This is a genomic window from Pseudomonas sp. AC211, assembly GCF_979258055.1.
In genome coordinates, this window is record NZ_OZ409830.1 from 4,503,565 (window position 1) to 4,527,894 (window position 24,330).

General features: G+C 59.4%; 19 protein-coding genes and 2 pseudogenes. 11 read left to right on the top strand and 10 right to left on the bottom strand.

Annotated elements, in window-relative coordinates; genetic code table 11:
- The first annotated feature begins 62 nt into the window (after window positions 1-62).
- Genes ACZZZP_RS21285 through ACZZZP_RS21305 form a run of 5 tightly spaced genes read left to right on the top strand, consistent with a single transcriptional unit; the run spans window position 63 to window position 4,153 of the window.
- Window positions 63-1,268: a beta-ketoacyl-[acyl-carrier-protein] synthase family protein gene (locus ACZZZP_RS21285; RefSeq protein WP_463384028.1), complete on the top strand. Its 1,206-nt coding sequence runs from the start codon at window positions 63-65 to the stop codon at window positions 1,266-1,268.
- A complete protein-coding gene (locus ACZZZP_RS21290) occupies window positions 1,265-1,720 on the top strand; it encodes a hotdog family protein (protein WP_122491910.1) in 456 nt (151 codons plus the stop codon). The genes ACZZZP_RS21285 and ACZZZP_RS21290 overlap by 4 nt, the downstream gene beginning before the upstream one ends.
- Window positions 1,713-2,441, top strand: a complete 729-nt coding sequence (fabG, locus tag ACZZZP_RS21295; protein ID WP_463384029.1) for a 3-oxoacyl-ACP reductase FabG — start codon at window positions 1,713-1,715, stop codon at window positions 2,439-2,441. Before ACZZZP_RS21290 ends, fabG begins: the two co-directional genes overlap by 8 nt.
- Complete coding sequence (locus tag ACZZZP_RS21300; protein ID WP_463384030.1) at window positions 2,441-3,667, top strand: beta-ketoacyl-ACP synthase; 1,227 nt, start codon at window positions 2,441-2,443, stop codon at window positions 3,665-3,667. The genes fabG and ACZZZP_RS21300 overlap by 1 nt, the downstream gene beginning before the upstream one ends.
- Window positions 3,668-3,709: 42 nt before the next feature.
- Window positions 3,710-4,153, top strand: a complete 444-nt coding sequence (locus ACZZZP_RS21305; RefSeq protein WP_122491913.1) for an excinuclease — start codon at window positions 3,710-3,712, stop codon at window positions 4,151-4,153.
- Window positions 4,154-4,331: 178 nt separating this feature from the next.
- On the opposite strand, the gene ACZZZP_RS21310 is transcribed toward ACZZZP_RS21305, so the two are convergent.
- Entirely contained in the window at window positions 4,332-5,249 is a 918-nt protein-coding gene (locus ACZZZP_RS21310) for a LysR family transcriptional regulator (protein WP_463384031.1), read from the bottom strand.
- 117 nt (window positions 5,250-5,366) lie between these two features.
- On the opposite strand from ACZZZP_RS21310, the gene ACZZZP_RS21315 reads away from it, so the two are divergent.
- Complete coding sequence (locus tag ACZZZP_RS21315; protein WP_463384032.1) at window positions 5,367-6,644, top strand: MFS transporter; 1,278 nt, start codon at window positions 5,367-5,369, stop codon at window positions 6,642-6,644.
- A gap of 140 nt (window positions 6,645-6,784) precedes the next feature.
- Here the strand turns inward: ACZZZP_RS21315 and ACZZZP_RS21320 are convergent.
- The 3 genes and pseudogenes from ACZZZP_RS21320 to ACZZZP_RS21330 form a co-directional block, all read right to left on the bottom strand.
- Window positions 6,785-8,849 (bottom strand): annotated as a pseudogene (locus ACZZZP_RS21320) (AsmA family protein).
- Between the two features lie 94 nt (window positions 8,850-8,943).
- Window positions 8,944-10,029, bottom strand: a complete 1,086-nt coding sequence (locus tag ACZZZP_RS21325; RefSeq protein WP_463384034.1) for a fatty acid desaturase family protein — start codon at window positions 10,027-10,029, stop codon at window positions 8,944-8,946.
- 10 nt (window positions 10,030-10,039) lie between these two features.
- A pseudogene (locus tag ACZZZP_RS21330) lies at window positions 10,040-11,126 on the bottom strand (ferredoxin reductase).
- A gap of 172 nt (window positions 11,127-11,298) precedes the next feature.
- On the opposite strand from ACZZZP_RS21330, the gene fabR reads away from it, so the two are divergent.
- From fabR to ACZZZP_RS21355, 5 genes are all read left to right on the top strand, one after another.
- Window positions 11,299-11,928 carry an HTH-type transcriptional repressor FabR gene (gene fabR / locus ACZZZP_RS21335; protein WP_122491919.1) on the top strand — a complete coding sequence of 210 codons (630 nt, stop codon included), beginning with the start codon at window positions 11,299-11,301 and terminating at the stop codon, window positions 11,926-11,928.
- A gap of 612 nt (window positions 11,929-12,540) precedes the next feature.
- A complete protein-coding gene (locus ACZZZP_RS21340; RefSeq protein WP_463536827.1) occupies window positions 12,541-13,464 on the top strand; it encodes a glycerophosphodiester phosphodiesterase family protein in 924 nt (307 codons plus the stop codon).
- Window positions 13,465-13,633: 169 nt separating this feature from the next.
- Window positions 13,634-14,275 carry a hypothetical protein gene (locus ACZZZP_RS21345; RefSeq protein WP_463536828.1) on the top strand — a complete coding sequence of 214 codons (642 nt, stop codon included), beginning with the start codon at window positions 13,634-13,636 and terminating at the stop codon, window positions 14,273-14,275.
- Window positions 14,276-14,716: 441 nt separating this feature from the next.
- The gene (locus tag ACZZZP_RS21350) at window positions 14,717-15,124 is read left to right on the top strand and encodes a hypothetical protein (protein WP_463536829.1); all 408 of its coding nucleotides are present in this window, start codon (window positions 14,717-14,719) and stop codon (window positions 15,122-15,124) included.
- Window positions 15,125-15,811: 687 nt separating this feature from the next.
- Window positions 15,812-16,192: a hypothetical protein gene (locus tag ACZZZP_RS21355; RefSeq protein ID WP_463384038.1), complete on the top strand. Its 381-nt coding sequence runs from the start codon at window positions 15,812-15,814 to the stop codon at window positions 16,190-16,192.
- 1,332 nt (window positions 16,193-17,524) lie between these two features.
- Here ACZZZP_RS21355 and lhpI read toward each other — a convergent pair.
- From lhpI to ACZZZP_RS21385, 6 genes are all read right to left on the bottom strand, one after another.
- A complete protein-coding gene (lhpI, locus tag ACZZZP_RS21360) occupies window positions 17,525-18,463 on the bottom strand; it encodes a bifunctional Delta(1)-pyrroline-2-carboxylate/Delta(1)-piperideine-2-carboxylate reductase (protein ID WP_463384039.1) in 939 nt (312 codons plus the stop codon).
- A 152-nt stretch (window positions 18,464-18,615) separates the two neighbouring features.
- A complete protein-coding gene (locus ACZZZP_RS21365) occupies window positions 18,616-19,332 on the bottom strand; it encodes an ABC transporter ATP-binding protein (protein WP_463384040.1) in 717 nt (238 codons plus the stop codon).
- Window positions 19,329-20,168 (bottom strand): ATP-binding cassette domain-containing protein, encoded by an 840-nt coding sequence (locus tag ACZZZP_RS21370; protein ID WP_163016485.1) that lies wholly within the window; start codon window positions 20,166-20,168, stop codon window positions 19,329-19,331. The genes ACZZZP_RS21365 and ACZZZP_RS21370 overlap by 4 nt, the downstream gene beginning before the upstream one ends.
- A gap of 32 nt (window positions 20,169-20,200) precedes the next feature.
- Window positions 20,201-21,481 (bottom strand): high-affinity branched-chain amino acid ABC transporter permease LivM, encoded by a 1,281-nt coding sequence (gene livM, locus ACZZZP_RS21375; protein WP_463384041.1) that lies wholly within the window; start codon window positions 21,479-21,481, stop codon window positions 20,201-20,203.
- A gap of 3 nt (window positions 21,482-21,484) precedes the next feature.
- Window positions 21,485-22,399, bottom strand: a complete 915-nt coding sequence (locus tag ACZZZP_RS21380; protein ID WP_122451554.1) for an ABC transporter permease subunit — start codon at window positions 22,397-22,399, stop codon at window positions 21,485-21,487.
- Between the two features lie 256 nt (window positions 22,400-22,655).
- The gene (locus ACZZZP_RS21385; protein WP_122491928.1) at window positions 22,656-23,780 is read right to left on the bottom strand and encodes a branched-chain amino acid ABC transporter substrate-binding protein; all 1,125 of its coding nucleotides are present in this window, start codon (window positions 23,778-23,780) and stop codon (window positions 22,656-22,658) included.
- Between the last annotated feature and the right edge of the window lie 550 nt (window positions 23,781-24,330).

A 24,330-nucleotide genomic window follows, 5' to 3' on the forward strand; every position in this document is an offset into this window, starting at 1 on the left:
AACCCCCTGAATTTTCAGCTCAGCACCCAGACGGGGCTGAGCTACCGCGTCGAGACGTTGCCATGACCGCCTACCTCAATGCCCTGGGCCTGCTGTGCGCCCTAGGCAATGACAAACACCACGTCGCTGAGCGCCTGTTCGCCGGCGACACCGATGGCATGCAGGTGCAAGCCGGCTGGGTGCCTGAGCGCCCGCTGCCGGTGGGCGCGGTCAACGCCGAGCTGCCCGCCATTGCCGGCGCCCACCGCGCCTACCAGACCCGCAATAACCAACTGCTGCTGGCGGCCGCTGAGCAAATCGACGTGGACATTCAGCAAGCCATCGCCCGTTACGGCCATGCCCGCATCGGCGTGGTGCTCGGCACCAGCACGTCGGGCATCGACGAAGCGACCCAGAGCATCCGCACGTTCCTGCAAGAAGGCGCATTCCCGGCGGACTACCACTACGGTCAGCAAGAACTCTCGGCGCCGGCAGAATTTCTGGCTGCGCACTATCAACTGGGCGGCCCGACCTACGTCATTTCCACCGCCTGCACCTCCAGCGCCCGCGCCTTGCTCAGCGCCCGTCGCTTGCTGCAAAGCGGCCTGTGCGACGCCGTGCTGTGCGGCGGCGTCGACTCGTTGTGCCAACTGACGCTTAACGGCTTCGGCTCGCTGGAAGCGCTGTCGGATGAACGCTGCAATCCGTTCTCGCGCAACCGGACCGGCATCAATATCGGCGAAGCGGCGGCGTTGTTTCTGATGACCCGCGACGCCGGCGTCAGCACCGAATCCATCGCCCTGCTCGGCGCTGCCGCCAACTGCGACGCTCACCATATTTCCGCCCCCGACCCGCAAGGGCGCGGCGCCGAACAGGTGATGCGCCAGGCCCTGGCCAACGCCGGTCTGAGCGCAGAGGACATCGCCTACCTCAACCTGCACGGCACCGCCACGCAGCACAACGACGCGATGGAAAGCCTGGCCGTATCGGCGGTGTTCCCCAACGGCGTGCCGTGTTCCTCCAGCAAACCCATGACCGGCCACACCCTCGGCGCGGCCGGCGCGTTGGAAGCCGCCTTCTGTTGGTTAAGCCTGAACGCCAAGCGCCTGCCGCCGCACATTTGGGATGGCCAGCGCGATGAGCAACTGCCCGCCCTTACGTTTACAGACGCCAGCTCAAGCCTGGAACGCCCAGGCCCACAGCGCCTGATGAGCAATTCCTTCGCCTTTGGCGGCAACAACATCAGCTTGATTCTGGGCACCACGCCGACAGCTCAGGTGCGCCCATGAACGTCTGGCCTATCGCCGAGCTGGTGCCCCACGCCGCCGACATGATTCTGGTGGACGAAGTGCTGAGCTTCGCCGACGAAGACGTGCACACCCGCCTGGTCGTGCGCGCCGGTGGCTTGTTCAGCCAGGCCGATGGCAGCCTGCCGGCATGGGTCGGCATCGAGCTAATGGCGCAAAGCGTGGCGGCGTTTGCCGGCTGCCAGGCGCGCCAGGCCGGCCTGCCGGTGGAGCTGGGTTTCCTGCTCGGCACACGCAATTACCAGTGCAACGTCGAGGCCTTTCCCCTCGGCGCCGAACTGCACATTCACGCCCTGCGCTCGCTGCAAGACGACAACGGCATGGGCGTTTTCGAATGCAACCTGACCGGCCCGGGCATTCACGCCCACGCGCGCCTCAATGTTTTCCGCCCGCCCCACGTGGCCAGCTATCTGGAAGAACCTGCACATGACTGACACCATTCTCGTCACCGGCTCCAGCCGTGGTATCGGCCGCGCCATCGCCTTGCGCCTGGCCCGCGCTGGCTTTGATTTGGTGCTGCATTGCCGCAGTGGCCGCGCTGAAGCTGAAGCCGTGCAGGCAGAAATCGTCGCCCTCGGCCGGCAGGCACGCATTCTGCAGTTCGATGTGGCCGAGCGCGCCGCGTGCCGGGAAATTCTCGAAGCGGATGTTGAGGCCCACGGCGCCTATTACGGCGTGGTGTGCAATGCCGGCCTGACCCGCGACGGCGCCTTTCCGGCCTTGAGCGAAGAGGACTGGGATGTGGTGCTGCGCACCAATCTGGACGGTTTCTACAACATCCTGCACCCGTTGGTCATGCCGATGGTTCGCCGACGCAAACCGGGACGTATTGTCTGCATCACCTCGGTGTCCGGCATGATCGGCAACCGTGGCCAGGTCAACTACAGCGCCTCGAAAGCCGGCGTGATCGGCGCGGCGAAAGCGCTGGCGGTTGAGCTGGGCAAGCGCAAAATTACCGTCAACTGCGTGGCCCCCGGTTTGATCGACACGGCCATGCTCGATGACGATCTGCCGATTGAAGAAATGATGAAGATGATCCCCGCCCAACGCATGGGCACCCCGGAAGAAGTGGCTGGCGCGGTGAATTTCCTGATGTCGGACGAAGCCGCCTACATCACCCGCCAAGTGCTCGCGGTCAATGGAGGCCTGTGCTGATGAAACGCGTGGTAGTTACCGGCATGGCCGGCATCACATCCCTTGGCAGTGACTGGGCCAGCATCGAAGCCAACTTCAGCGCCAACAAAAGCGGCATTCGCCGTATGCATGAGTGGGATCGCTTCGCCGAACTGAACACCCGTCTGGCCGGCCCCATCGACGATTTCGTGGTGCCTAAAACCTGGAACCGCAAACAACTGCGCAGCATGGGCCGGGTGTCGCGCCTGGTGGTGCTGGCCGCCGAAAAAGCCTTGGCCAACGCTGGTTTGCTGGGTGATGAAAGCATTCGCGATGGCCGTATGGGCGTGGCGTGCGGCTCGTCCACCGGCAGCACCGAAGAGATCAAAGCCTTCGGCAATATGCTGCTCAACTCGGTGGCCGACGGCCTCAACGCCAACTCGTACATCCGCATGATGCCGCACACCACCGCGGCCAATATCAGCATTTTCTTCGGCCTCAAGGGCCGTCTGATTCCCACGTCCAGCGCATGCACCAGCGGCAGCCAGGGCATCGGTTATGCCTACGAGGCGATCAAGTTCGGGCGCCTGCCGTTGATGCTGGCCGGCGGCGCCGAAGAGCTGTGCCCCACCGAAGCCATGGTGTTCGACGCGCTGTACGCCACCAGCCTGAAAAACGATGCCCCGCACACCTCGCCGCGCCCTTACGACAGCGGCCGCGACGGGCTGGTGATCGGTGAAGGTGCCGGCATGTTGGTGCTTGAAGAACTGGAACACGCCAAAGCGCGTGGCGCGACGATTTACGCCGAGGTCGTTGGCTTTGGCTGCAACGCCGACGGCCAGCACGCCACCAAGCCGGAACAGGTGACCATGCGCGGCGCCATGGAACTGGCTCTGCAAGACGCTGGTTTGGACCCGCACGCCATCGGCTACGTGAACGGTCACGGCACCGCCACCGAGCAAGGCGACATCGCCGAAACCCACGCCACCGCCAGCCTGTTCGGCTCGGGCATGGCCATCAGCTCGCAAAAAAGCTACCTGGGTCACACCTTGGGCGCGTGCGGGGCACTGGAGTCGTGGTTCAGCATCGAAATGCTCAACAGCGACCGTTATATCCACACCCTGAACCTGGACAACATCGACCCGCAGTGCGCGGACCTCGACTACCTGCGCGGCGAGCCGCGGCAGATGAACAATGAATTCGTGATGAACAACAATTTCGCCTTCGGTGGGGTCAATACCTCGCTGATCTTCCGCCGCTGGCGCTGACAGAACCGACCGACCTACCCCACCGCCGTCAAGGAGACGACTATGCACTTGAAAAGCCTCACCGCCGCAGCCCTGCTTCTGGCCGCTATTCCCGGCATCAGCCAGGCGCGCGACACCACGCACTACTTGCCACTGGAAACCGCGATCGCTCAGGCGACCGCTGCCGGCAAGCTGGATGGCTCGGTAAAATTCTACATGGCAGGGCAGAAGCCCGCTGGCAAAGTGAACGTGATCAACCCACAGATCACCACCAACCAGAAGACCAACGCCTTCAACAAGTCTGACGAAGAGGCCTGCGCCTGGGCCATGCAATCGGCCATCATCAAACTGGCCAACGCCGCCAAGGCAGCCGGCGCCAATGCGGTGATCGAAATCGCCAGCAACTACAAAGGCGTTGAGTACAAAAACCCGCAGAACTACGAATGCCACGCTGGCGCCATCATGGCCGGCGTTGCGTTGAAAGCGCAGTTGGCTTCGGTTAAGTAAGCCCACGTGTCACGGCTGAAAAGCCGTGATGCGCTTTTGCGCTCGGCTTGAGAGTCTGGATCCCCGCCTGCGCGGGGATGACGGTGGGTTTAAGACAAACTCCGTCATCCTCGCGCACGCGGCGGTCCGACGATTCGGGATGCAGAATCTCGGATGAGTCTTTGGTCTTCAGTCAGACCTATGCAAATCGTCGGTCGGCCTGCAACGCGGCCGCCTCCCGCGTCACCTGCTCAACAAAGGCCAAGGCCAGCGGCGCTTGCTGATCCTTGCGTACCACCAGCCACACCGCACTCGTGGCGCCTTCATCGAGCAACGTCCGATACACCACGCCATCCACCCGCGTGCGCCGGAACGATGCCGGCAACATCGACACCCCCAACCCTGCTGACACCAAGCCGATGATGGTCATGGCCTCACTCGCCTCCTGGGCGATGCGTGGGCTGAACCCGGCGTTGCGTGCCAAGCCAATCAGCTGGTCATACAGGCCGGTACCGTAACTGCGCGGGAAAAACACAAAGGGCTCATCGGCCAACGCGGCAATGGAAATGCCTTCGTCGCTTCCCTGCGCCAACGGATGATCCGCGCGCAGCACCGCCACCAGCGGGTCGCGAAACAGTTCGACGGCGGTGATGGTATCGGGCAACGCAAACGGGCGAATCACGCCGACCTGCACGGTCTCCTCCAGCAGCGCCTCAATCACCACGCGGCTGCTCATTTCCCGCAGGCTCAGGTGCACGTCCGGGTGGGCTTGGCGGAACGCGAGGATGCTGCGCGGGATGGTCGAGGTGAAGGGCGCCGACGCGGTAAAGCCGACATTCAGCTCGCCGATTTCGCCCTGCTGAGCGCGGCGGGCGATCTGCGTAGCCTTTTCGACATGGGCGAGAATCTGTCGGGTCTCGTCGAGAAACAGGCGGCCCGCTTCGGTCAGTTCAACCCGGCGATTGGTGCGTTCAAACAACCGCGCGCCGATCTCTTCTTCCAATGCTTGAATCTGCTGACTGAGCGGCGGTTGGGAGATGCCCAGTTGCTCGGCAGCACGGCCGAAATGCAGCTCTTCGGCAACCGCGACGAAGTAGCGTAAGTGGCGCAATTCCATGGGCAGTCTCCGCGGCAGATTAGGTCGTTAAACAGATCAAACGACACGAACAATATATTGGAGATAATAAACTGCGATTACTATTCTGTGCGCACTGCTCTTGTTCACGAGGTCTCTGTGCGCCCTTCCGCTTCCCCTGCCCTGCTCGATGCCGCCCGCGATGCGGCGGCCGACGTTGTGAGCACGGTTGAACAAACCGAAGCCTTTATCGAAAAAGGCACCCCGCAATTTGTTCGCACCTCGCTGGCCTTGTTTGCCGGCGGTTTCGCCACCTTTGCCTTGTTGTATAGCGTGCAGCCGTTGATGCCGGTGCTGTCTGCCGAGTTTGACCTTAACGCCGCGCAGAGCAGCTTGGTGCTGTCGATCTCGACCATCATGATGGCCATCGGGCTGCTCATCACCGGGCCGATTTCCGACGCCCTCGGCCGCAAGCAGATCATGGTGATTTCCCTGCTGTCGGCCGCCCTCTTCACCCTGGCCAGTGCGTGCATGCCGACCTGGCACGGCGTGCTGCTGATGCGCGGGTTGCTCGGTTTGTCATTGAGCGGATTGGCGGCAGTGGGCATGACTTACCTGAGCGAAGAAATTCATCCGCGCTTTATTGGTTTGTCGATGGGCTTGTACGTCAGCGGCAATGCCATTGGCGGCATGAGCGGGCGGTTGATCGCGGGGGTGCTGGTGGACTTCGTGAACTGGCGCGTCGCTATCGGTTCGCTGGGCGCCCTGGCACTGCTCGGCGCCTTGCTGTTCTGGCGCATCTTGCCGGAGTCGAAACACTTTCGCGCCACGCCGCTGAACCTGAAAAACCTGATCGGTAACTACGCCATGCACCTGCGCGACGCCGGGTTGCCGTGGCTGTTTCTTGAAGCATTTCTGCTCATGGGCGCGTTCGTGACGCTGTTTAACTACATCGGCTACCGGCTGCTTGGCGAGCCGTACCACATGAGCCAGGCGGTGGTCGGCTTGCTCTCGGCGGTGTACCTCGCGGGCATCTATAGCTCGGCGTGGGTCGGTTCGCTGGCCGACAAACTCGGGCGCCGCAAAGTGCTGTGGGCAGTCATCGTACTGATGCTCGCCGGCTTGCTGCTCACCCTGCTGCCGCAAGTGCCGGTGATCGTGGTTGGCATGCTGCTGTTCACCTTCGGCTTCTTCGCCGCCCACTCGGTGGCGAGCAGTTGGATTGGCCGGCGCGCGTTTGTAGCCAAGGGGCAGGCCTCGTCGATGTACTTGTTCTGCTACTACCTGGGCTCAAGCGTCGCCGGCACAGTGGGTGGCGTGTTCTGGCATCACTTTGGCTGGTTGGGCGTTGGCGTGTTTATCGGCGCGCTGCTGGTGGGCGCATTGGCCGTGTCGGTGCGTTTGGCGCGACTGCCAGTGTTGCCGGGGAATGCCTAAAGGCCGACCCTCTCCCCGGCCCCTCTCCCGCGAGCGGGAGAGGGGAGCCCGAAAATCCGGTTTTGCTCGATCAGCCCCTCTCCCGCCTGCGGGAGAGGGTTGGGGAGAGGGGCTTTTTTTTGCGCCAGTCAGTCAATCGCTTACAACTTCCCAGCCTTCATCTTCTCCAGCAGCGGCGCGCATTCATTCACCTGATCGCCACCGCCGCTCGGCACCACCAACGCCACCAACCCGGCCACCGGCGCAACGATAGCGCCCAATGCCAACATGCCTGCGCCACGGGCCAGCAGCGGCACGGTTTTCACGCCAGCGTTGGGGCTTTTGAACGGCCCGTTTACGTACAACGGCGAACGCAGGGAAATAATGCGTACGCCTTTGGATTGCGGGTCGATGGTCAGGTCCAGTTGTTCGGTTTTGAAGTTGGCAGTGCCGTCGACGTGTATCAGCGCGTTCTCGGTGTCGAACACCACCAGGCGCGTGGTCAGCAGGCCGTCTTTGACGCCGGTGTCGGCAGCGGCGCAATTGATGCGCACGTCTTTGTCGCCGAACAGTTTGCCGACCACGTAATTGCCGACATTCAAGCCCGCCAGTTCCATCAGCTCACGGCTGACGGCGCCGTCGTTGATCAACATGCGCACATCGCCGTTGGCCGTGCCCAGCAAGGCCGCCACGGAGTTGCCGGTGCCGCTGATGTCGACGTCGCCTTGCAGTGCGCCGAAGCTGGTTTGCAGCGGCGCGAAGGTGGGGAACAGTTCTTTGAGTTTGAAGTTGCGCGCGCTCAGCTTCGCCTTGCCTTGCATGGGCGTCTGGCTGCCGTCGAGGCGGATGGTGGCGTTCAACTGGCCACCCGCCACGCCGAACCGCAGGGGTTCCAGGCTGAGGGCGCCGTCGTCGAGCAGCACGTGCGCGTTGAGGTCGGTAAAGGGCAGTTTTTCGCTGTGGACGATGCGCTTGCCGGTGAAGTTGACGTCGGCGTCCATGTCGCGCCAGCGCGCGGTGCGGAATTCTTCCACGGGCAGCACTTTGTCGCTGGGCTGTTTGCTGGTGACGCCTCGGGCTTTCTGCTCGGATTTGGAGTCCGCGCCAATCAGCGGCGCCAGGTCGGCGAACCGCAATTGGTTGGAGGTTAAGGCGCCGCTGAGCTTGGGCCGTGGCTGGCCGGCGACGTAGCTGAGATCGCCGTGGATGTCGCTGTCGCCAATCGAGCCGTTGAACTGTTCGTAGTGAAACTGCATGCCGGCAGGATCGCGCAGTTGGGCGCGCAAGTGCCCGTCGGTGGCAAACGGCGGCGTGTCCGGCAAGGTCACGCCCGTTAGCGGATACAGATTGCCGAGGCTGGTGCCGGCCAGTTGCAGACGCAGGTCAAGCGCGCCGAAATTTTTCGGGTCGGTGAGCGTGCCGGCCAAGGCGATTTTGGTGGCACCGATTTGCACGTTGGCTTGTACCGGGAATGGCTGGCGGCTGTCTTGCAGCGCCAGCAATCCGCCGACCTTGCCGGAGCCATTGAGTGGCTGGCCTTTGTACTGGCCCTTGAGCGTCCAACCAAACGCGTAGTCCTGCGGTGTCGCCTCGGGCTGAGCCGCTTTGTCGGTGCCTGGCTTGTTGACGATGTCGGTGAACGGCACCGGTTTGCCCAACGGGTCGATCACCAGCTGCACCTGGGTTTTCAGGCTCTGATCGTTAACCTCAACCTGGCCTTTATCGAAGCCAATGGCGCCGATGTCGACCACCCACGGCGACTCCGATGGCGGCTCGTTGGGGTCGCTGGGTTTGAGGGTGAAGGTCCAGTTGTTGCGCCCATCCGCCAGGCGCTCAAGGCTGGCGAGTCGGGCCGGTTAGATCGATACGCGGGATGCTCACGGTGCGCCAGATTAGCGGCAGCGGTGCCAGGCGAAACTCCACGCGCTGCAGGCTGACCATCTGCGGCGCCTTGGCCCACTCGGTGTTGCCCAAGGTGATGTCTTCGGCGGAAAAATGCGGCCAGGGTACCCAGGCGCGCCATCCGCCTTCTTCCGGCTCCCTCGCCCACACCACCGCAAGGTTGCCGTTAATCGCGAACGGTCGGCCCAGCTGTTCGCTGACGGTGTCGTTGAGGCGCGGCTTTATGCGGTTCCAGTCGAAGGTGGCGATTACCACCAGCGCTATGGCAATCACTGCGAAGAAAATAGCCAGAAACCACAGCAACACTTTACGGGCCAACGTCATTCCTACCACTCCATAAACCGCAGCCCGTGGCGAACTGCGGGGGGCCGTCTTATAGAGGTATCGACGGTTTGATGGCGAAATGATTCAACCGCCGTTAGGTCGGTTGCGCGCCGAGGCCGTTGGGTTTGCGGTAAATCCAGATGCGCCGCAGCACCGTGGCGAACTGCCCGGCGAGGCTGCCGCAGTTGTAGGTTTGGCCGTAGCGCCGGGCGATTTCGCGCACTTCGACGGCCATGGCGGCGTAGCGTCGGGCCGGCACGTCGGGGTACAGGTGGTGCTCGATCTGGTGGCTGAGGTTGCCGCTGAGAATGTGGAACAGCTTGCCACCTTTGAGGTTGCTCGAGCCTTGCAGCTGACGCAGATACCAGTGCCCGCGGCTTTCGTTTTCCACCACCTCTCGCGGGAAAACCGCCGCTCGCTCGGTGAAATGCCCGCAGAAAATAATCAAAAAGGTCCACAGATTGCGCAGCAGGTTCGCCACGGCATTCCCAGCCAGTACCGCCAGGGCATTGGCACCGATCAGCGCGGCCAAGGCAGGAAAGAACAGGTAGTCCTTGAACCATTGGCGTCCGATTTTGGCGGTGAATACGCGAAGCAAAGGTCCTAACTCGTCGCGGCTCATCTTGCCTTTGTAGACTTTATCCAACCGCAGGTGCTGCACCGCCACGGAGTATTGGAACAGCAGCGCTTGCAACGTCACCCACAGCGGCTGCCAGCGGTAGAACGGCTTCCAGCGTTGTTCTGGGAACAGGCGGACCACCCCGTAACCAATATCGTCGTCCATGCCCAGCACGTTGGTGTAGGTGTGGTGGATATGGTTGTGGGTGTGGCGCCAGAAGTCCGAAGGGCCGGCGATGTCCCATTCGTAGGTGCGGCCGCTGAATTCGGGGTCGTTCATCCAGTCGTACTGGCCGTGCATCACGTTATGGCCCAGCTCCATGTTTTCCAGAATCTTGCCCAGCCCCAGCAACAGGGTACCGAGCAGCCACGTCGGCGGAAACCAGCCCAGCAACAACAGGCCGCGCCCGGCGGCCGTGCACAGGCGAATAACGTTGCGCAGGCGGCGAATGTAGCGGGCATCAACGGCGCCCAGGTCGGCCCGCGTGCGGCGGCCGAGGTCGTCGAGTTCAGCGGCGAAGGCGGACAGCTCGCTGTCGGTTAACGGGCGATCATTGCGCATGGCGCTCTCCTTAAATATCCACAACCACGTCGCCCATGGGCACGCTGACGCACAGGCGAATCGCCTGACCGGGCTCGCTTAGCACCATGCCACTGCGCTGGTCTCGCACCGTGCCGCTGAGCAGCAGGCAGGTGCAGCTGGCGCAAATGCCCTGCCGGCAGCCGTGCGCGGGCCGCAGTCCGGCAGCTTCGGCTTGTTGCAGCAGCGAGGTGGCTGTGTTGCCGAGCACGTCTTGCTGGGCACGGGCGAAACGCATGAGCACAGGGCGGTGGCTGGCGTTGCTGTTTAGTTCGGGCGGGCTAAACGATTCGGCTTGCAGCGGCGTTTCTGCTGCCGTGCTGCTCCACCATTCATTCACCGCATTCACAAACCCGAACGGGCCGCACGTGAGCACATCACTCGCGGTAAACGCGTGCAGATGAGCAGGCGAAAAGCGCCCGGTCTCGGTGGTCAGCATCGGTCGCACGCGCAGATTCTGGTAGCGCTGCTGCAGCACGTGCAGCTCGCGGGCGAACGCGTGCTGGCCGGCGTCGTGCACGTAGTGAAACAACTCCACCGGCGCGCCAAAGCCTTTTTCCAGCGCGTTACGCAACAGGCCCAGCAGGGGCGTCAGACCACTGCCCGCCGCCAGCAACAGCACGGCCTGCGCCTGATGCGGCCAGGTCAGCTCGCCGAAGGGCTCGCCAAGCTCCACGGCGTCACCGATGGCCAGATGGTCAAGCAGGCGATTGACAGCCGCCCGCCAGGCTGGCGTTTGACTGCGATCTCCACACTGCCGTCTGCCATCACTGCCGTGAGGCTGTAGCTGCGGCTCAGGCGGACGGCGTCCACTTCCAGGTACACCTGAATATGTGTTGGCCGGGCTCGGCGCCACGCCAGTTGCCGTTCGGTTGCAGGGTCAGGGCGAGCATGTCGTCAGCCACCCAGCGCCTGCTCACTAAGCGGGAGAAGACGCGGTTCAGCCGCCATGCCGGATGCAGCTGCGCCAGCACGGCGTCGACGCTGGCCTCGCGTAGCCAACCGCGCGCGACCAACGCACGCAGCGGCGCCAACAGGCGAGCGCTACGACGCGCAACGACAAAAGGAATTAGGGTCATGGACTTACCTAAGGAAAGAGCTTTGAGTGCACAAGCGTGCACCAAACTGCCAGAGTGACGAATCTCAGTCAACAGTCGTGCACTGAACGAGCGGATGGCCGCCTCGTTCGACGCCACGTAAATGCTTTTTGCTAGAGTGCGCGGCACACCACCGCAGGGAACCGCGCCACGCATGTCACCTCGTGCCGAACAGAAGCAGCAGACGCGCCAAGCGCTCTTGGATGCCGCGCGGTTCCTGATGGAAAGCGGCCGTGGCTTCGGCAGCCTGAGCCTGCGCGAAGTGGCGCGGCACGCGGGTATCGTGCCCACCGGTTTCTACCGGCACTTCAGCGATATGGATGAACTGGGCCTGGCGTTGGTAACCGAGGTGGGCGAAACCTTCCGCGAAGCCATCCGCCAGGTGCGCCACAACGAGATGCAAATGGGCGGCGTCATCGACGCCTCGGTGCGCATCTTTCTCACCAATGTCGAAGCCAACCGCTCGCAGTTCCTGTTTCTGGCCCGCGAGCAGTACGGTGGTTCGAAGAACGTGCGCCAAGCCATCAGTGCACTGCGCGAAGGCATCACCGCCGACCTGGTCAGCGACTTGGGCCATATGCCGAAACTGCCGCATCTGGACGAAGCCGCGCACGCGGTGATTGCCGACCTGGTGGTGAAAACCGTTTTCGCCACCCTGCCCGAACTGATCGACCCGCTAGCACTGGAACTCCCCGAACACCTCACCCCGCAGGCCAAAATGACGCAGCAATTGCGCTTTATCTTTATTGGCTCGAAGCACTGGCAGGGGCTGGGTAGCGTTTAACAGATGCCAGGCTGGTGCAATTTCGCTTGAAAAATACGAAACCAGCCAGTTTATCGGCGAGAAATTATCCAAAATAAGAATAGAAAAATCCTAACTAAACCCAAGTGTAAGCCGCCATAAACGCGTTATTCCGAACATCAGCGAAACGTTCAGTAATCGCCTCGCCATCACTCTTGTAAAAAACTGCGCTTCTTAACGCAGGCAACTTCCGACCGCGCCCATTCAGCATTGATCGCCGCAGCAATTAAGAGCAACCTGTTTCGCATCGAAAAAACACTCTTGTTTAAATTGTAACTGCCGACAAAAGACCAGCCCCGCTTTAACTCTAATTCAGCAAAACAACATTACTGACTGTCACCCCCTAAACAGAAAGTCGCGAGCCTAAACGCGAAAGAGCAGGAGCGTTGTAAATGTCGAGATTCAAGACTTCTTTGTTAATAGCTTCACTTTGCTTTGTTGTTTCACCACTTTCCCTGTTGCATGCGGCCGAGTGCATTTTAGCTGCAGGAAAAGAAACTTGATCCCGCCCAGATATACGACAGCCGCCATCAATGCGGCACATGCGCCGGACAACTCGAAAAGCCGCAGCTCTGCGCGACCATTAATCACATCATGGTGCCCAACTGGTCAGCCCCTTCCGATTTGGTGGCCGTTCCCCATAGAGGCCTCTGGGGACGTCTTCCAGGGCACGGCGCTGCGGAAAACACCCTTGCAGCGGCTCAGGCGGCATACGACGCCGGCTACCGGGTAATGGAGTTCGACGCGCTCGTCCTGGATGAAAACACAGCGATTAACGAGAAAGCGCTTTTGAGTCGCTACACATCAGCCAGTGCCGCCGGCGAACCGAATAGCAAGCGCTTCTACGACTATGAAGAAAAAGAACTGCACAAGCTTTATATGCGTAACCGCGACCAAACAAGGAACCATGAGCCAGGAAATAATCTGCTGCTAATAGATGATCTGCTCCAATGGGCCGTGGACCATCAGGTACTTCTTATTATCGACCCCTACGGTCGCGACGTAAAAGCATTCGGCGCGGTGCTCAATCGAGCACATTATCTTGGCGCCTTGGGTAACGTTGTTTTGAGGGCGCCAAATAGTGGAGGGGGCGACTATGCAAGACGACTGAAAGTCTCAATTGGTACCTGGTACCCGTATTACGCACATTACGAAGGCCGGTTTCTCTGGCTACCTACCATAAACGAAACCCCTGAGCTTGCCGCAATTTCCACAGAGATTGTGATCGGGAGCTGGCACAGAGAAACCAGCGAATCCAAAGGAATACTGGCCTATAACATTAACTTGTATAGCCCCAACCATTGGAGCACCAAGTCATATTCGGAAACCATCACGCTGGAACCGGCAGCCACGTGGATCAACCTCATTGACCGGTTCAGGAAGTTAACGCCATTGGGCAAACGTGCGGCGATCTGGTCAAGGGACTCGATGGGCGACAAAGGCAGGCTCAATAGCCAATACGCCTGGAACTTTGCCGCCAATTCAAGCACCGACACCCGTGGAAAATCCGTTCCGTAACCTAAGTTACGAGTTCGCCACACACCTTCTCGTGATTAGCGACCGACCAGAGTGGTACGAGCGCGCGGTCATCAAGGCTTCGAACAACTAGCCGCGCATTGGCCCTGAACATATAAAACCCTATCGGAACTGTCCGTGGATACATTTCAAGCTTGCCGGGGAGACCTAGGTGATTAATCTCAAAACTCTTGCAGTAGCAATATTATTGACCACAAGTTTCTTGCCGCCGGCCTTGGCCTACCAGGCAAACGTGGCCCTAAGATCGTACTCCAACAAACTGCCATCAGACGACTTGATTGTCGTCGAAACATATAACAATGGCAGCAGGGACCCACAGTGGTTCATAACCGAGCAGATGGGCAACAGCTTTAACATCCATCTGGTCGATTATTCACTAGGATTTAGGCGAAAACCGCTGAACTTGCCAGGGTTAGTTCAAAGGGCTTCCGATATTGATTCACTGGACAAACTGCATGACCTCAGGGTGGGCCAAGAGCATGGGCAGACCTACGACATGAGGGCCTTCTTCAACGAAGATTTCATGTGGATTGAAGTCTGGCCAAGCGGCAGCAAAACCGCGCCGGTAAGAAGCACATATCAGCTGTCGGGGTCAGATCGCGAAACCTACGAGTACTACCAACGCCATGATACCCGCGGAACCCGATACGCCAATCAGAAAGAATTAGTGGATGACATACAGAAAAAATTACGCATCCAAATACAATCCGGACTTTATCAACCTGATCCAGTACCCCGTCGCAGGGCGCAACGCCGTTCTTACAAACATGCTTTTGCGCACCCGTTGAATTGAAAGGCGTGTCGCTTCGATCGCGCACGTAACTATTGTTCAGACCGACAGTATCGGATCCGCGAGGCAATAAGCGGCGCCATAACATTCCCACATCGAGATTCAGCTGATGGTTTCGCCGACCCTAAAGTCATTCGCAGCGTTTTTACTGTTTCTACTATTCAACCCGGCATCAGCAAACAATTGCGCAACCAGCGCAGGTATTCAATTTGATCCGGTCGTTGTACTACGACGATCGTCATCAATGCGGAACCTGTGCAGGCCAACGCGAGAAGCCTCTGCTCTGCGGCGCGATCAATCGAATGATGGTGCCGCGTTGGTCAGCGGCAGCGGATATCGTTGGCATTCCAGAGCGTGGTTACTGAGGGCGTCCAGCCGCTAATAACGCTCCCGAGGGCACTGCTTAAAGCGGCCAAAGAAGCGTTGAACGCTGGTTACAGGATCATGCGGTTCAACGTATTTTTTACCGGACTCGACAAAACGGGTAACCATCAGCTACTCACCGGACGCCACGTGCCTATGGTCGCTTATGGCGGGCCAGCGGGAAAATACGTGTGGGACTACCCGCAGGACGTGCTAACCATGTACCGGATGCGCAAGCGGGATCAATCGCTAAGTTTTGGAACTGACGAAAATCTCGTTCTGTTTGCGGACCTTCTTAAATGGGCGGTGGATAATCAGGTTCTATTGATCATCGACCCGGTTACCGGGTATGCCAGGGCGCAGATACTGGAACATGCGCGATCAACTGGCGCCCTGGCCAATATTGCAGTTCGACCGGATGTTCAAGGTTACCGGAAGACCCTGATGGATCTGGAAGGCCATTTTGCCAAATTTATATTCTGTGTATGAAGGCCGTTTTTATGGCAGCCGCAAGTTAATTCCGCCGTCAACGTTAGCTGGGATACTGCCAAAACACTCATTAAGGAATGGCACGTTAATACCTCGCAGTCCAGACAGGTGCTTGCATACCAAGCCTATTTATACAGCGACACACACTGGAGCACACGACCGCTTGTTGACGGCGGGCGCACTTACATCAATCTTATTGACTATATAAAACAACTCAACCCTACGGGTAAACGCACCAGCATGTGGGCGCTTACTACAATGGGCGATAAAGGCTGGCTACACAGCGACTACACCTGGAATTTCTGGGCAAACACGTCGGAAGATACCCGCGGCAACCCATGGCGAAACCTTAGCTACAAGCTCGCGACGCATCTGGCGATTATTAGCGACCGGCCGGAGTGGTACATAGAGATGACGGAAAGCCCAACTCCACGATGATATTCACCGGCTAAAAGTCCGTAGCGTTTTATCAGTAAACCACCCCCCTGCACCTGAATGGACAACCAAGTGCACACCTAGAGAACATGGAGACGACTCGACACTTGAATACAAATTTCAGTTTTATTGTTTTCTTATGCTTGAGTGCCTATATAACCAACCAAAAGACTCGCAATCAGCTCGCTTATTAACCAGCAACGATTAACAAAATGGCCACAACGGGTCGCTATAACCTCTTGGAGTTATCTCATGAAGCCTATGTTTGGTGTCAGCCTAAAGTGCATGATGTTCCCACTATTTGCTCTCTCACTGCCGAATACTGTTTATGCATCGCAGACCTGTTTTACAACCGGATATATAAAAAGCGTTTATACCAACCTTGCCGACTTCAATTACAAGGGAGTCATTGGCATCCGTGTGCAGCACGATGACGGCCAGACCCGGTACTACAACACCCATGGCTTCCACGCTCTGGATGACGCGGTGGTTCGCTCTCTTTTGCAGCAGGCAACTACGGCGCTGGTGGCTCAGTCCCGAGTGCGCGTAGGCGTCGTTGATATATGCACCAACACGCACACACTGAACAAACAGGTGTGGGTGAGGGGTTGGAACGGCCTCACGTTGGAATAATTAAGGACGGGCCAGTCGCCGAGCCGCTGAAGCGCGGTGACCGAGCTCATCAAACATAGGAGGCCGTACGAGGCCGCCCAAGGTTTAAACATGGTGGGGCCTCGTTATGGTGAAAAAACATACGATTGCCGCCAGGCCACGGCCGAATAGGCTCACGGCGGCCGCTCCCCAGCTTATCCACAAGTCAATCCACAGCCTGACTGGATAACTTCTCCACAGGCGCGCGTCCATTTCTCGTAAACCCCTGAAAATACGCGAATATCAGTTGACAGTGTCTGTGCATAACTGAGCGACACATGGCGCTCGGCGACCCGCTCATTAAACGTACAAATCCCGCCAGGCCACGCCGCTCCTAGGCGCCAGCTAACGCTACCATGCTTATCCACAGCCCTACCCACAGAGATTGGGGGAAACTCGCCAAACGACGAGTTGCTCCGCCGAAGCGTGAATAACTGCTTGTTTTTACGAAACAAACGCGCCTGATCAAAAAATAGCCTATTTCCCACAGGCCCCGTCAAATGGCCTTCCTTGTCACCTTTACCCACCTTATCCACAGAACGCCCCACAGGTTTTGGGGACAGTATCGCCGGTGCCCCGACGAAGCTGTGGATAGATCGTCGAAAAGCCCTTGATTTTTGCCCGTATTGTCGCCCCATATTCACAGCAGGCGAAAACAACTGTACATATCCACAGCTGCGCACAAAAACCAGCTGAACTACTGCACTGACGCTCGGAAAGCTAGGTAAATCGCTGTTTTGCGGGAATAAATTACGGCGATCAAAAAATCTACAATTCCCGCTAGCCCACGCGATTTCACGCTAAGCCAGAGCTTTCCCCATTTTGCCCACAGAATTATCCACAGGTTTTGGGGACAGTTATTTCAGTCACCACTAGCGCCTACAAATCTGTGGCAAAAAGCGCAAGATATTTCGCTCAGTCTACAGCCAAAAGTCGACGATGTGCAAAAGTGTGGGCGCAGCTTGGAAACAGCTTGCTCCAGGGCTGTGGATATGCCGTAACGGGCGGTTCCAGAGGATTGGTCAATAACTGCGCAAAGCGCTGGAAGCCTTGTCCCCCATGGTCTGGACAGATCGCTCCCGCGCTTATCCACAGCACTGCCCACAGTTGTTGGGGGCAAGTTGTGCGACGAAGACGCCATTAGCGCTGCAAACCGTGAAATTCGCGCTAAGGCGTTGTTTTTAAGGCTGAAATTGATCCAAAACGCAGCGCTGTACAAAAAACCCGCAGAAGTCGCCAGATCCCATGAACAGCGGCTCCTTGCCACCTTTACCCACCTTATCCACAGAACGCCCCACAGCTTTTGGGGACAGTTCACAGCGCCGGCTGCTGAGACAGTAGCGTCTTGGCGGCAATCAGGTCTTCCAAGGCAAACCCGACGGATTTAAACAGGGTGATTTCGTCTGCGTTGAGGCGCTGGCCGTGCCCATTGAGCAAATCCCGCAGCTCCACGGCAATCGCTTGCTCGCTGATGGCACCGTCGGCGAGGGCGAAGAGCAGATCGCCCGCTTCTTCCAACGCGCCCTCACGGGTGTCGACCACGATTCGTGCGCGGCCAACAGCGGCTGAGTCGGTTTCGCGCATGCGGGGCAGGAAAGCGCCGACCAAGTCCAGATGGCTGCCAGGCTTCAGCCAGGCGCCCAGCACCAGCGGTTCGCGTGAGGTGGTGATGCAGGTGATGCTGTCGGCCTGCTCGACGCTGGCTTGCAGGTTGCTGCTGGCAGAGACGGGGAAGCCCTCGCCTTGCAGCTGTGTAACCAAGGGCGCGAGCTTCTCCGGGCTGCGGCCCCAGATCTCGACGTGGCGGTACGGCCGCACGCAGCAATGGGCGCGCACCATATGCGCGGCCAGCGTGCCGCTGCCGACGATCAGCAAGCGCTCGGCGTCTTGGCGCACCAGGTAGTCGGCCGCCAATGCCGAGGTGCAGGCGGTGCGGCGGGCGGTCATTTCCGAGGCTTCGAGCAGGGCCAGCGGTTGGCCGGTTTCGTCGTCGAACAAGGTGAACACCGCCGCAACCGAGGGCAGTTTGCGGGCGCTGTTGTGGGGGAACACGGTGACCAGCTTCACGCCAATGCCCTGCCCTTTCTGCCACACCGGCATGTGCAACAGACTGGCATCGTGCGGCAGGTCGTGACAGCTGCGCACGGGCGCCTCGCAGGCAACGGCCAAGCCGGTGCGCAGGGCTTCGATGAGCGGGGCGTAATCCAGCGCGCGAGCGACGTCGGCGTTGGTGAAGAAACGGAGGGTGTGCATGTGACGGTGCTCCTGGTGCCCTTGTGTGGACGCTAAGCGCTCGCGGCTAAAGCCGCTCCTACAAGTTTTGTAGAGGGGCTTTAACCGCGATGCAGGCGACGCTGCAAAGGGCAGTATCGAGATTCAAAAAGCGCCTCAGAAGAGGCGCGCTATTAGTGCCCGCCCAAGTAGGCGTTGCGCACGTCTTCGTTACCCAACAGTTCCTGGCCGGTGCCGGTCATGCGGATTTCGCCGTTGACCATCACGTAGCCGCGATCTGAGAGGCGCAGGGCGTGGTTGGCGTTCTGTTCCACCAGAAAGATGGTCATGCCGGTTTTCGCCAGTTCCTTGAGGGTGGCGAAAATGTGCTTAACCACAATCGGCGCCAGGCCAAGACTCGGTTCGTCCAGCAACAACAACTTCGGCCGGCTCATCAGTGCCCGGGCGATGGCGAGCATTTGCTGCTCGCCGCCGGACATGGTCATGGCGCGCTGGTTGCGACGCTCCAGCAAACGCGGGAACAGTTCGAACATGCGCTGCATGTCTTCGTCGGCGTGCTTGGCACCAATCGGAATGGTGCCCATCAGCAGGTTCTCTTCCACGCTCATGTCGGGAAACACCCGGCGACCTTCCGGCGATTGCGCGATGCCGTTGGAGGCCACGAAGTGCGACGACTTGTTGGTGATGTCGATGCCGCCATAGACGATGCTGCCGCCACTGGCGCGCGGCTGGCCGAAGATCGACATCAGCAGCGTGGATTTGCCCGCGCCATTGGCGCCGATCAGGCTCACCGTTTCCCCTTCGTTGATGTGCAGATTGACCTTCTTCAGCGCCTGAATCGGCCCGTAGAACACGTCGACGTCGTTGAATTCGAGGATCGGCTTGCTCATGCCACTTCCTCTTCGTCGGCGCCCAGGTAGGCGGCAATCACTTTCGGGTTGTTGCGAATTTCTTCCGGGTTTCCCTCGGCGATCAGCGCGCCGTGGTCGAGCACGATGATGTGATCGGAAATACTCATAACCATGCCCATGTCGTGTTCGATCAGCAGAACGGTGATCTGGTGCTCTTCGCGCAAGCGCCGAATGATGCCGCTCAGGGCTTCGGTTTCGGCGGGGTTGAGGCCGGCAGCCGGCTCGTCGAGGCAGACGATTTCCGGGCGCGTGCACATGGCGCGGGCGATTTCCAGACGGCGCTGTTGGCCGTAGGAAAGCTCACCGGCCAGGCGGTTGGCGCAGTCGACCAGGTCGACCAATTCCAGCCAGTAGAACGCGGTGTCCAGGGCCTTTTCTTCGGCGCGGCGGTAGCCGGGCGTGTTGAGTACGCCGGCGATCATGCTGCGGTTAACCCACATGTGTTGGGCTACCAGCAGGTTTTCCACCACGGACATTTCTTTGAACAGGCGAATGTTCTGGAACGTCCGCGCCAGCCCGGCGCGGTTGACCAGGTGGGTGCCGCCGAACATTTTGTAGAACAGGCGGCTGGCGAATTTGGGCGGCGACACGAAGTCGGTGACCTGGAACGGTTCGCCCATGATTTTGCCCACGCTGGTGAGCTTGGCTTGGGCATCCAGGGTGATCTGGCCGTCGGTGGCTTTGTAGAAGCCGGTGAGGCAGTTGAACACCGTGGTTTTGCCGGCGCCGTTGGGGCCGATCAGCGCGGAAATGGAGCCGCGCTGAACGTTGAAGCTCACATCGTTCAGGGCCTTGATGCCGCCGAACTGCATCATCAGATGCTCGACCGAGAGAATGATGTCGTTGCTCACGGCTTCACTCCTTTACGAATCGCGTAACCGTTGCGGCTGATACGCACCAGGCCGCGCGGACGCCAGATCATCATCAGCACCATGAGGATGCCGAACATCAATACCCGGTACTCGGCGAAGCTGCGCAACAGCTCAGGCGCCACCGTGAGTACAAACGCGGCAATCACCACGCCCAGGGTCGAGCCGAGGCCGCCGAGCACGATGATCGCGAGGATCAACGCCGACTCGAAGAAGGTGAAAGACGAGGGGTCGATAAAGCCTTGCTTGGTGGCGAAGAACACCCCGGCCAAACCGGCAATCGAGGCGCCGATCATAAAGGCCGAGAGCTTGACCAACACGTGGTTCAGGCCCATGGCGCGGCAGGCGATTTCGTCTTCGCGCAAGGCTTCCCAGGCGCGGCCGACCGGCATGTGGGTCAGGCGGTGTTTCACGTACAGCACCGCCATCACCACGATGAACAGCACCACGAAGGTGAAGATCAATTCGGCGTTGGGGTTGTAGCTCACGCCCAGCCATTCGTGGATTGGCACATGGCCTTCTTCCTTGGCGCGGCGGCCGAATTCCAGACCGAACAGGGTCGGGCCGGGAATCGGAATGCCGTTCGGGCCGTTGGTGAGCGACACCCAGTTGTTGAGCACCAGACGAATGATTTCACCAAACCCCAGGGTCACGATGGCGAGGTAATCGCCGTGCATTCGTAACACCGGGAAGCCGAGTAACGCGCCGGCAAATGCGGCGAGCAGCATCGACAACGGAATCATGGTCCAGAAGCCCAGCCCCAAGTATTCGTAGCCCAGGCCCAAGCCGTAAGCGCCAATGGCGTAGAAGCCAACGAAGCCCAGATCGAGCAGGCCCGCCAGGCCGACCACGATGTTCAGGCCCAGGCCCAAGAGCACGTAGATCAAGCCGAGGATGACCACCGAGAGCAGGTATTTGTTGGCGAAAAACGGGAAGCAGATCGCCAGCAGAATCAGCACCGGAATCACGAAACGCAGCGTCGATTTATGCCCGGCCGGCAGCACATGCACGCCGCTGTCGCGGTTCTGCATGGAGTGGGCAATCTTCTTACCCTGGGCGGTTTGCAGGAACAGGCTGAGGCAGAAGCGCCCCGCCATCACGATGCCTACCAGAATCGCCAGACGCTGCGGATGCAGGTCGAAGCTATAGCCCTGCAGCACGATGCCGACGATGGGGCCGAACACGATCAGGGAAATAAGGCCAGCGAGAACGGTGTCGATCAGGCAGCGCTTGATATCAATAGAGTTGCTTGCCGACATGGCTTACACCTTCGCCACATGGGGTTTACCCATGAGCCCTTGCGGTCGAAAAATCAGGATCAGAACCAGCAGCGAAAACGAGAACACGTCCTTGAAGTCCGAGTTCACCAGGCCCGCGAACTGCGCTTCAGCCACACCGAGAATCAGGCCACCGAGCATGGCGCCGGGCAGCGAGCCGATGCCGCCGAGTACCGCTGCGGTAAAGGCTTTGATGCCGATGATGAAGCCGGCGTAGAAGTCGAAGGTGCCGTAGTTCATGGTGATCAACATGCCGGCGAGGGCCGCCATCGAAGCGCCGATCACGAACACATAAGAGATCACCCGGTCGGTGTTGATACCGAGGATGGAAGCCATCTTGCGGTCTTGCTGGGTGGCGCGGCACATGCGGCCAAGCTTGGTGTTCTGAATGATGTAAGTCAGCACGCCCATGCCCACCAGCGACACGACGATGATGAACAATTTGGTGTAGGTCAGCTGAACGTAGCCCGTGCCCACATGGAACTTGATGACCCCTTCCAGCAGGGTCGGAACGCCTTGCTGACGCGCGCCTTGGGAAACCTGCACATAGTTCTGCAGGATCAGCGACATGCCGATGGCGGAAATCAGCGGAGCCAGCCGCGTGGAGTTACGCAGCGGTTTGTAGGCAATGCGCTCGATGGTCCAGCCGTACACGCCAGTCACCACGATGGTGAACACCAGTGTGCCGAGGATCAGGAACGGAAAGGATTCGAGACCGAAAAAGGTCAGCACCGCCAGGCCGATGGCCGTGAGGTAGGCAGAGACCATGTACACGTCGCCGTGGGCGAAGTTGATCATGCCGATGATGCCGTAAACCATGGTGTAACCAATGGCAATCAGTCCGTAGACCGACCCCAGGGTTAACCCGTTGATCAGTTGTTGCAGGAAAATACCGTCCATTGACGCAGTCTCGTCTGTTGGGGTCAGGGCCTGGGGTTCGGCCTGCCGCCTCTAGTGATAGACGGGTACTGCTGCCCAAGGCGGCCCACAATTGGCCGCACTTGCAAGACACCCAGCAGTGCCCAGAAGCACTAACCGCCCGGGTACTTGTAGTACCAGAGCGGTTAGCCGAGTCAGTGGTCTGTACGGTTAAAGCGCACGTCGCGGTTCGCCAGGCGAAGCCGCAGGGTCCGATTACTCATACAAACCACCGGTCTTACTGCTGGTGGTATTTGCCTTTGTCATCCCACTCGTACATCACGTAGTCGGACACTTTCAGGTCGCCTTTCTTATCCCACTCTTTGGAGCCCATAACGGTTTTCACCGGGTTGGACTTCAGCCAGGCGCTGGCCTTGGCGCCGTCGGTGCCTTTGATGCCAGTGAAGGCGGCAGCGATGGACTGCATGGCAGCGTAGGAATACAGCGTGTAGCCCTCAGGCTCGTAACCGGCGGCGCGGAATTTTTCGATAACCGGCTTGCCGTCAGCGATGTTGCGCGGGTCGGCGCCGAAGGTCATCAGCACGCCTTTGGTGTATTGCGCACCGCCTGCGGTGGTAACCAGTTCGTCGGTGACGATGCCGTCGCCGGAGATGAACAGCGCGGTCGAACCTTGTTCACGCAGCTGACGGACCAGAGGACCGGCTTCAGCGTGCAGGCCACCGAAGTACACCACTTCAGCGCCCGAGGAACGGATTTTGGTGACCAGGGCGTTGAAGTCTTTCTCGCCACGGGTCAGGCCTTCGTACAGCACTTCTTTCACGCCGCGCTTGGTCAGCTGGGCTTTGGTGGCGTCTGCCAGACCTTGGCCGTAGGTGTCTTTGTCGTGAATGATCGCGACTTTGGTCAGTTTCAGTTTGTCGACAATGTAGTCGCCGGCCACCACGCCTTGCTGGTCGTCACGACCGCAGATACGGAATTCGCCGGTCAGACCGCGCTCGGTCACCGTTGGGTTGGTGGAAGCTGGAGTAATGGAAATGATGCCGGCTTCGTCATAAACCTCGGAAGCTGGAATGGTCGACGAGGAGCAGAAGTGGCCGATCACGGCGACTGCTTTGTCCGAGTCCACCAGACGGTTGGCAACTGCTACGGCCTGTTTCGGCTCGCAGGCGTCGTCGCCTTTAACCAGTTTGATTTGCTCGCCATTGATACCGCCTGCGGCGTTGATATCGGCCGCTGCCTGCTCGGCGCCCTTCCACAGTTGCTCACCAAATGCAGCATTACCACCTGTCATCGGACCGGCGACGCCGATAACGATATCGGCAAAAGCAACGGAAGACAGGCTCATAGCACTGGCTACCGCGAACGCCAGAATACCTTTCTTAAAAGTTTTCTTGTGAGGCATGGAGTTTTGCTCCTGAGGGGTTATGTGATGGCGCTGAGGAAAGAGCAAGCGGCGTGCCACACACTTTTAATTCGCGAAAAAAACTCGAAAGGTTTTACCAACGGCTGCGAAAGGCCCTACATCGGGAGGGTGCAACCCAAGAAAAGCACAAGGTGCAACCCCTTCCGAAAAACTAAGAGCAACCTAACGATCAGGCAAGAGCAACCGAGCACCCCAATCAGGGCAACTCGTCGTAACTGTACTTGTCACCGAAGTGCACACCCGTGGTGCGCGAAATGCGGGCACGCGCACCAATACAGGCTAGTGCAGCGATTCATCAATGTTGGGAGCAGGTCGCGTTTTGGGTGAAAAAGGGCACATAGCTGTACTGGTCGGGCGCCGATGACGGGCCTGTGGCCGCCTCACGACACTGTGGGAGCGGCTTTAGCCGCGATGCTTTTAAGGCAAGTCAAAAGCATCGCGGCTAAAGCCGCTCCCACAAAGGTTGGCGCCGCGCCTAAATCATCCGCCCAAACATTTGGCCTTTTGCAGGAGCGGCTGGGCGGCATTC

Excerpts from the sequence above, each read along its gene's own strand:
- ACZZZP_RS21285 (WP_463384028.1), top strand. The coding sequence starts at position 63 with ATGACCGCCTACCTCAATGCCCTGGGCCTGCTGTGCGCCCTAGGCAAT.
- ACZZZP_RS21290 (WP_122491910.1), top strand. The coding sequence starts at position 1,265 with ATGAACGTCTGGCCTATCGCCGAGCTGGTGCCCCACGCCGCCGACATG.
- fabG (WP_463384029.1), top strand. The coding sequence starts at position 1,713 with ATGACTGACACCATTCTCGTCACCGGCTCCAGCCGTGGTATCGGCCGC.
- ACZZZP_RS21300 (WP_463384030.1), top strand. The coding sequence starts at position 2,441 with ATGAAACGCGTGGTAGTTACCGGCATGGCCGGCATCACATCCCTTGGC.
- ACZZZP_RS21305 (WP_122491913.1), top strand. The coding sequence starts at position 3,710 with ATGCACTTGAAAAGCCTCACCGCCGCAGCCCTGCTTCTGGCCGCTATT.
- ACZZZP_RS21310 (WP_463384031.1), bottom strand. The coding sequence starts at position 5,249 with ATGGAATTGCGCCACTTACGCTACTTCGTCGCGGTTGCCGAAGAGCTG.
- ACZZZP_RS21325 (WP_463384034.1), bottom strand. The coding sequence starts at position 10,029 with ATGCGCAATGATCGCCCGTTAACCGACAGCGAGCTGTCCGCCTTCGCC.
- fabR (WP_122491919.1), top strand. The coding sequence starts at position 11,299 with ATGTCACCTCGTGCCGAACAGAAGCAGCAGACGCGCCAAGCGCTCTTG.
- ACZZZP_RS21340 (WP_463536827.1), top strand. The coding sequence starts at position 12,541 with ATGGTGCCCAACTGGTCAGCCCCTTCCGATTTGGTGGCCGTTCCCCAT.
- ACZZZP_RS21350 (WP_463536829.1), top strand. The coding sequence starts at position 14,717 with ATGCGGTTCAACGTATTTTTTACCGGACTCGACAAAACGGGTAACCAT.
- ACZZZP_RS21355 (WP_463384038.1), top strand. The coding sequence starts at position 15,812 with ATGAAGCCTATGTTTGGTGTCAGCCTAAAGTGCATGATGTTCCCACTA.
- lhpI (WP_463384039.1), bottom strand. The coding sequence starts at position 18,463 with ATGCACACCCTCCGTTTCTTCACCAACGCCGACGTCGCTCGCGCGCTG.
- ACZZZP_RS21365 (WP_463384040.1), bottom strand. The coding sequence starts at position 19,332 with ATGAGCAAGCCGATCCTCGAATTCAACGACGTCGACGTGTTCTACGGG.
- ACZZZP_RS21370 (WP_163016485.1), bottom strand. The coding sequence starts at position 20,168 with ATGATGCAGTTCGGCGGCATCAAGGCCCTGAACGATGTGAGCTTCAAC.
- livM (WP_463384041.1), bottom strand. The coding sequence starts at position 21,481 with ATGTCGGCAAGCAACTCTATTGATATCAAGCGCTGCCTGATCGACACC.
- ACZZZP_RS21380 (WP_122451554.1), bottom strand. The coding sequence starts at position 22,399 with ATGGACGGTATTTTCCTGCAACAACTGATCAACGGGTTAACCCTGGGG.
- ACZZZP_RS21385 (WP_122491928.1), bottom strand. The coding sequence starts at position 23,780 with ATGCCTCACAAGAAAACTTTTAAGAAAGGTATTCTGGCGTTCGCGGTA.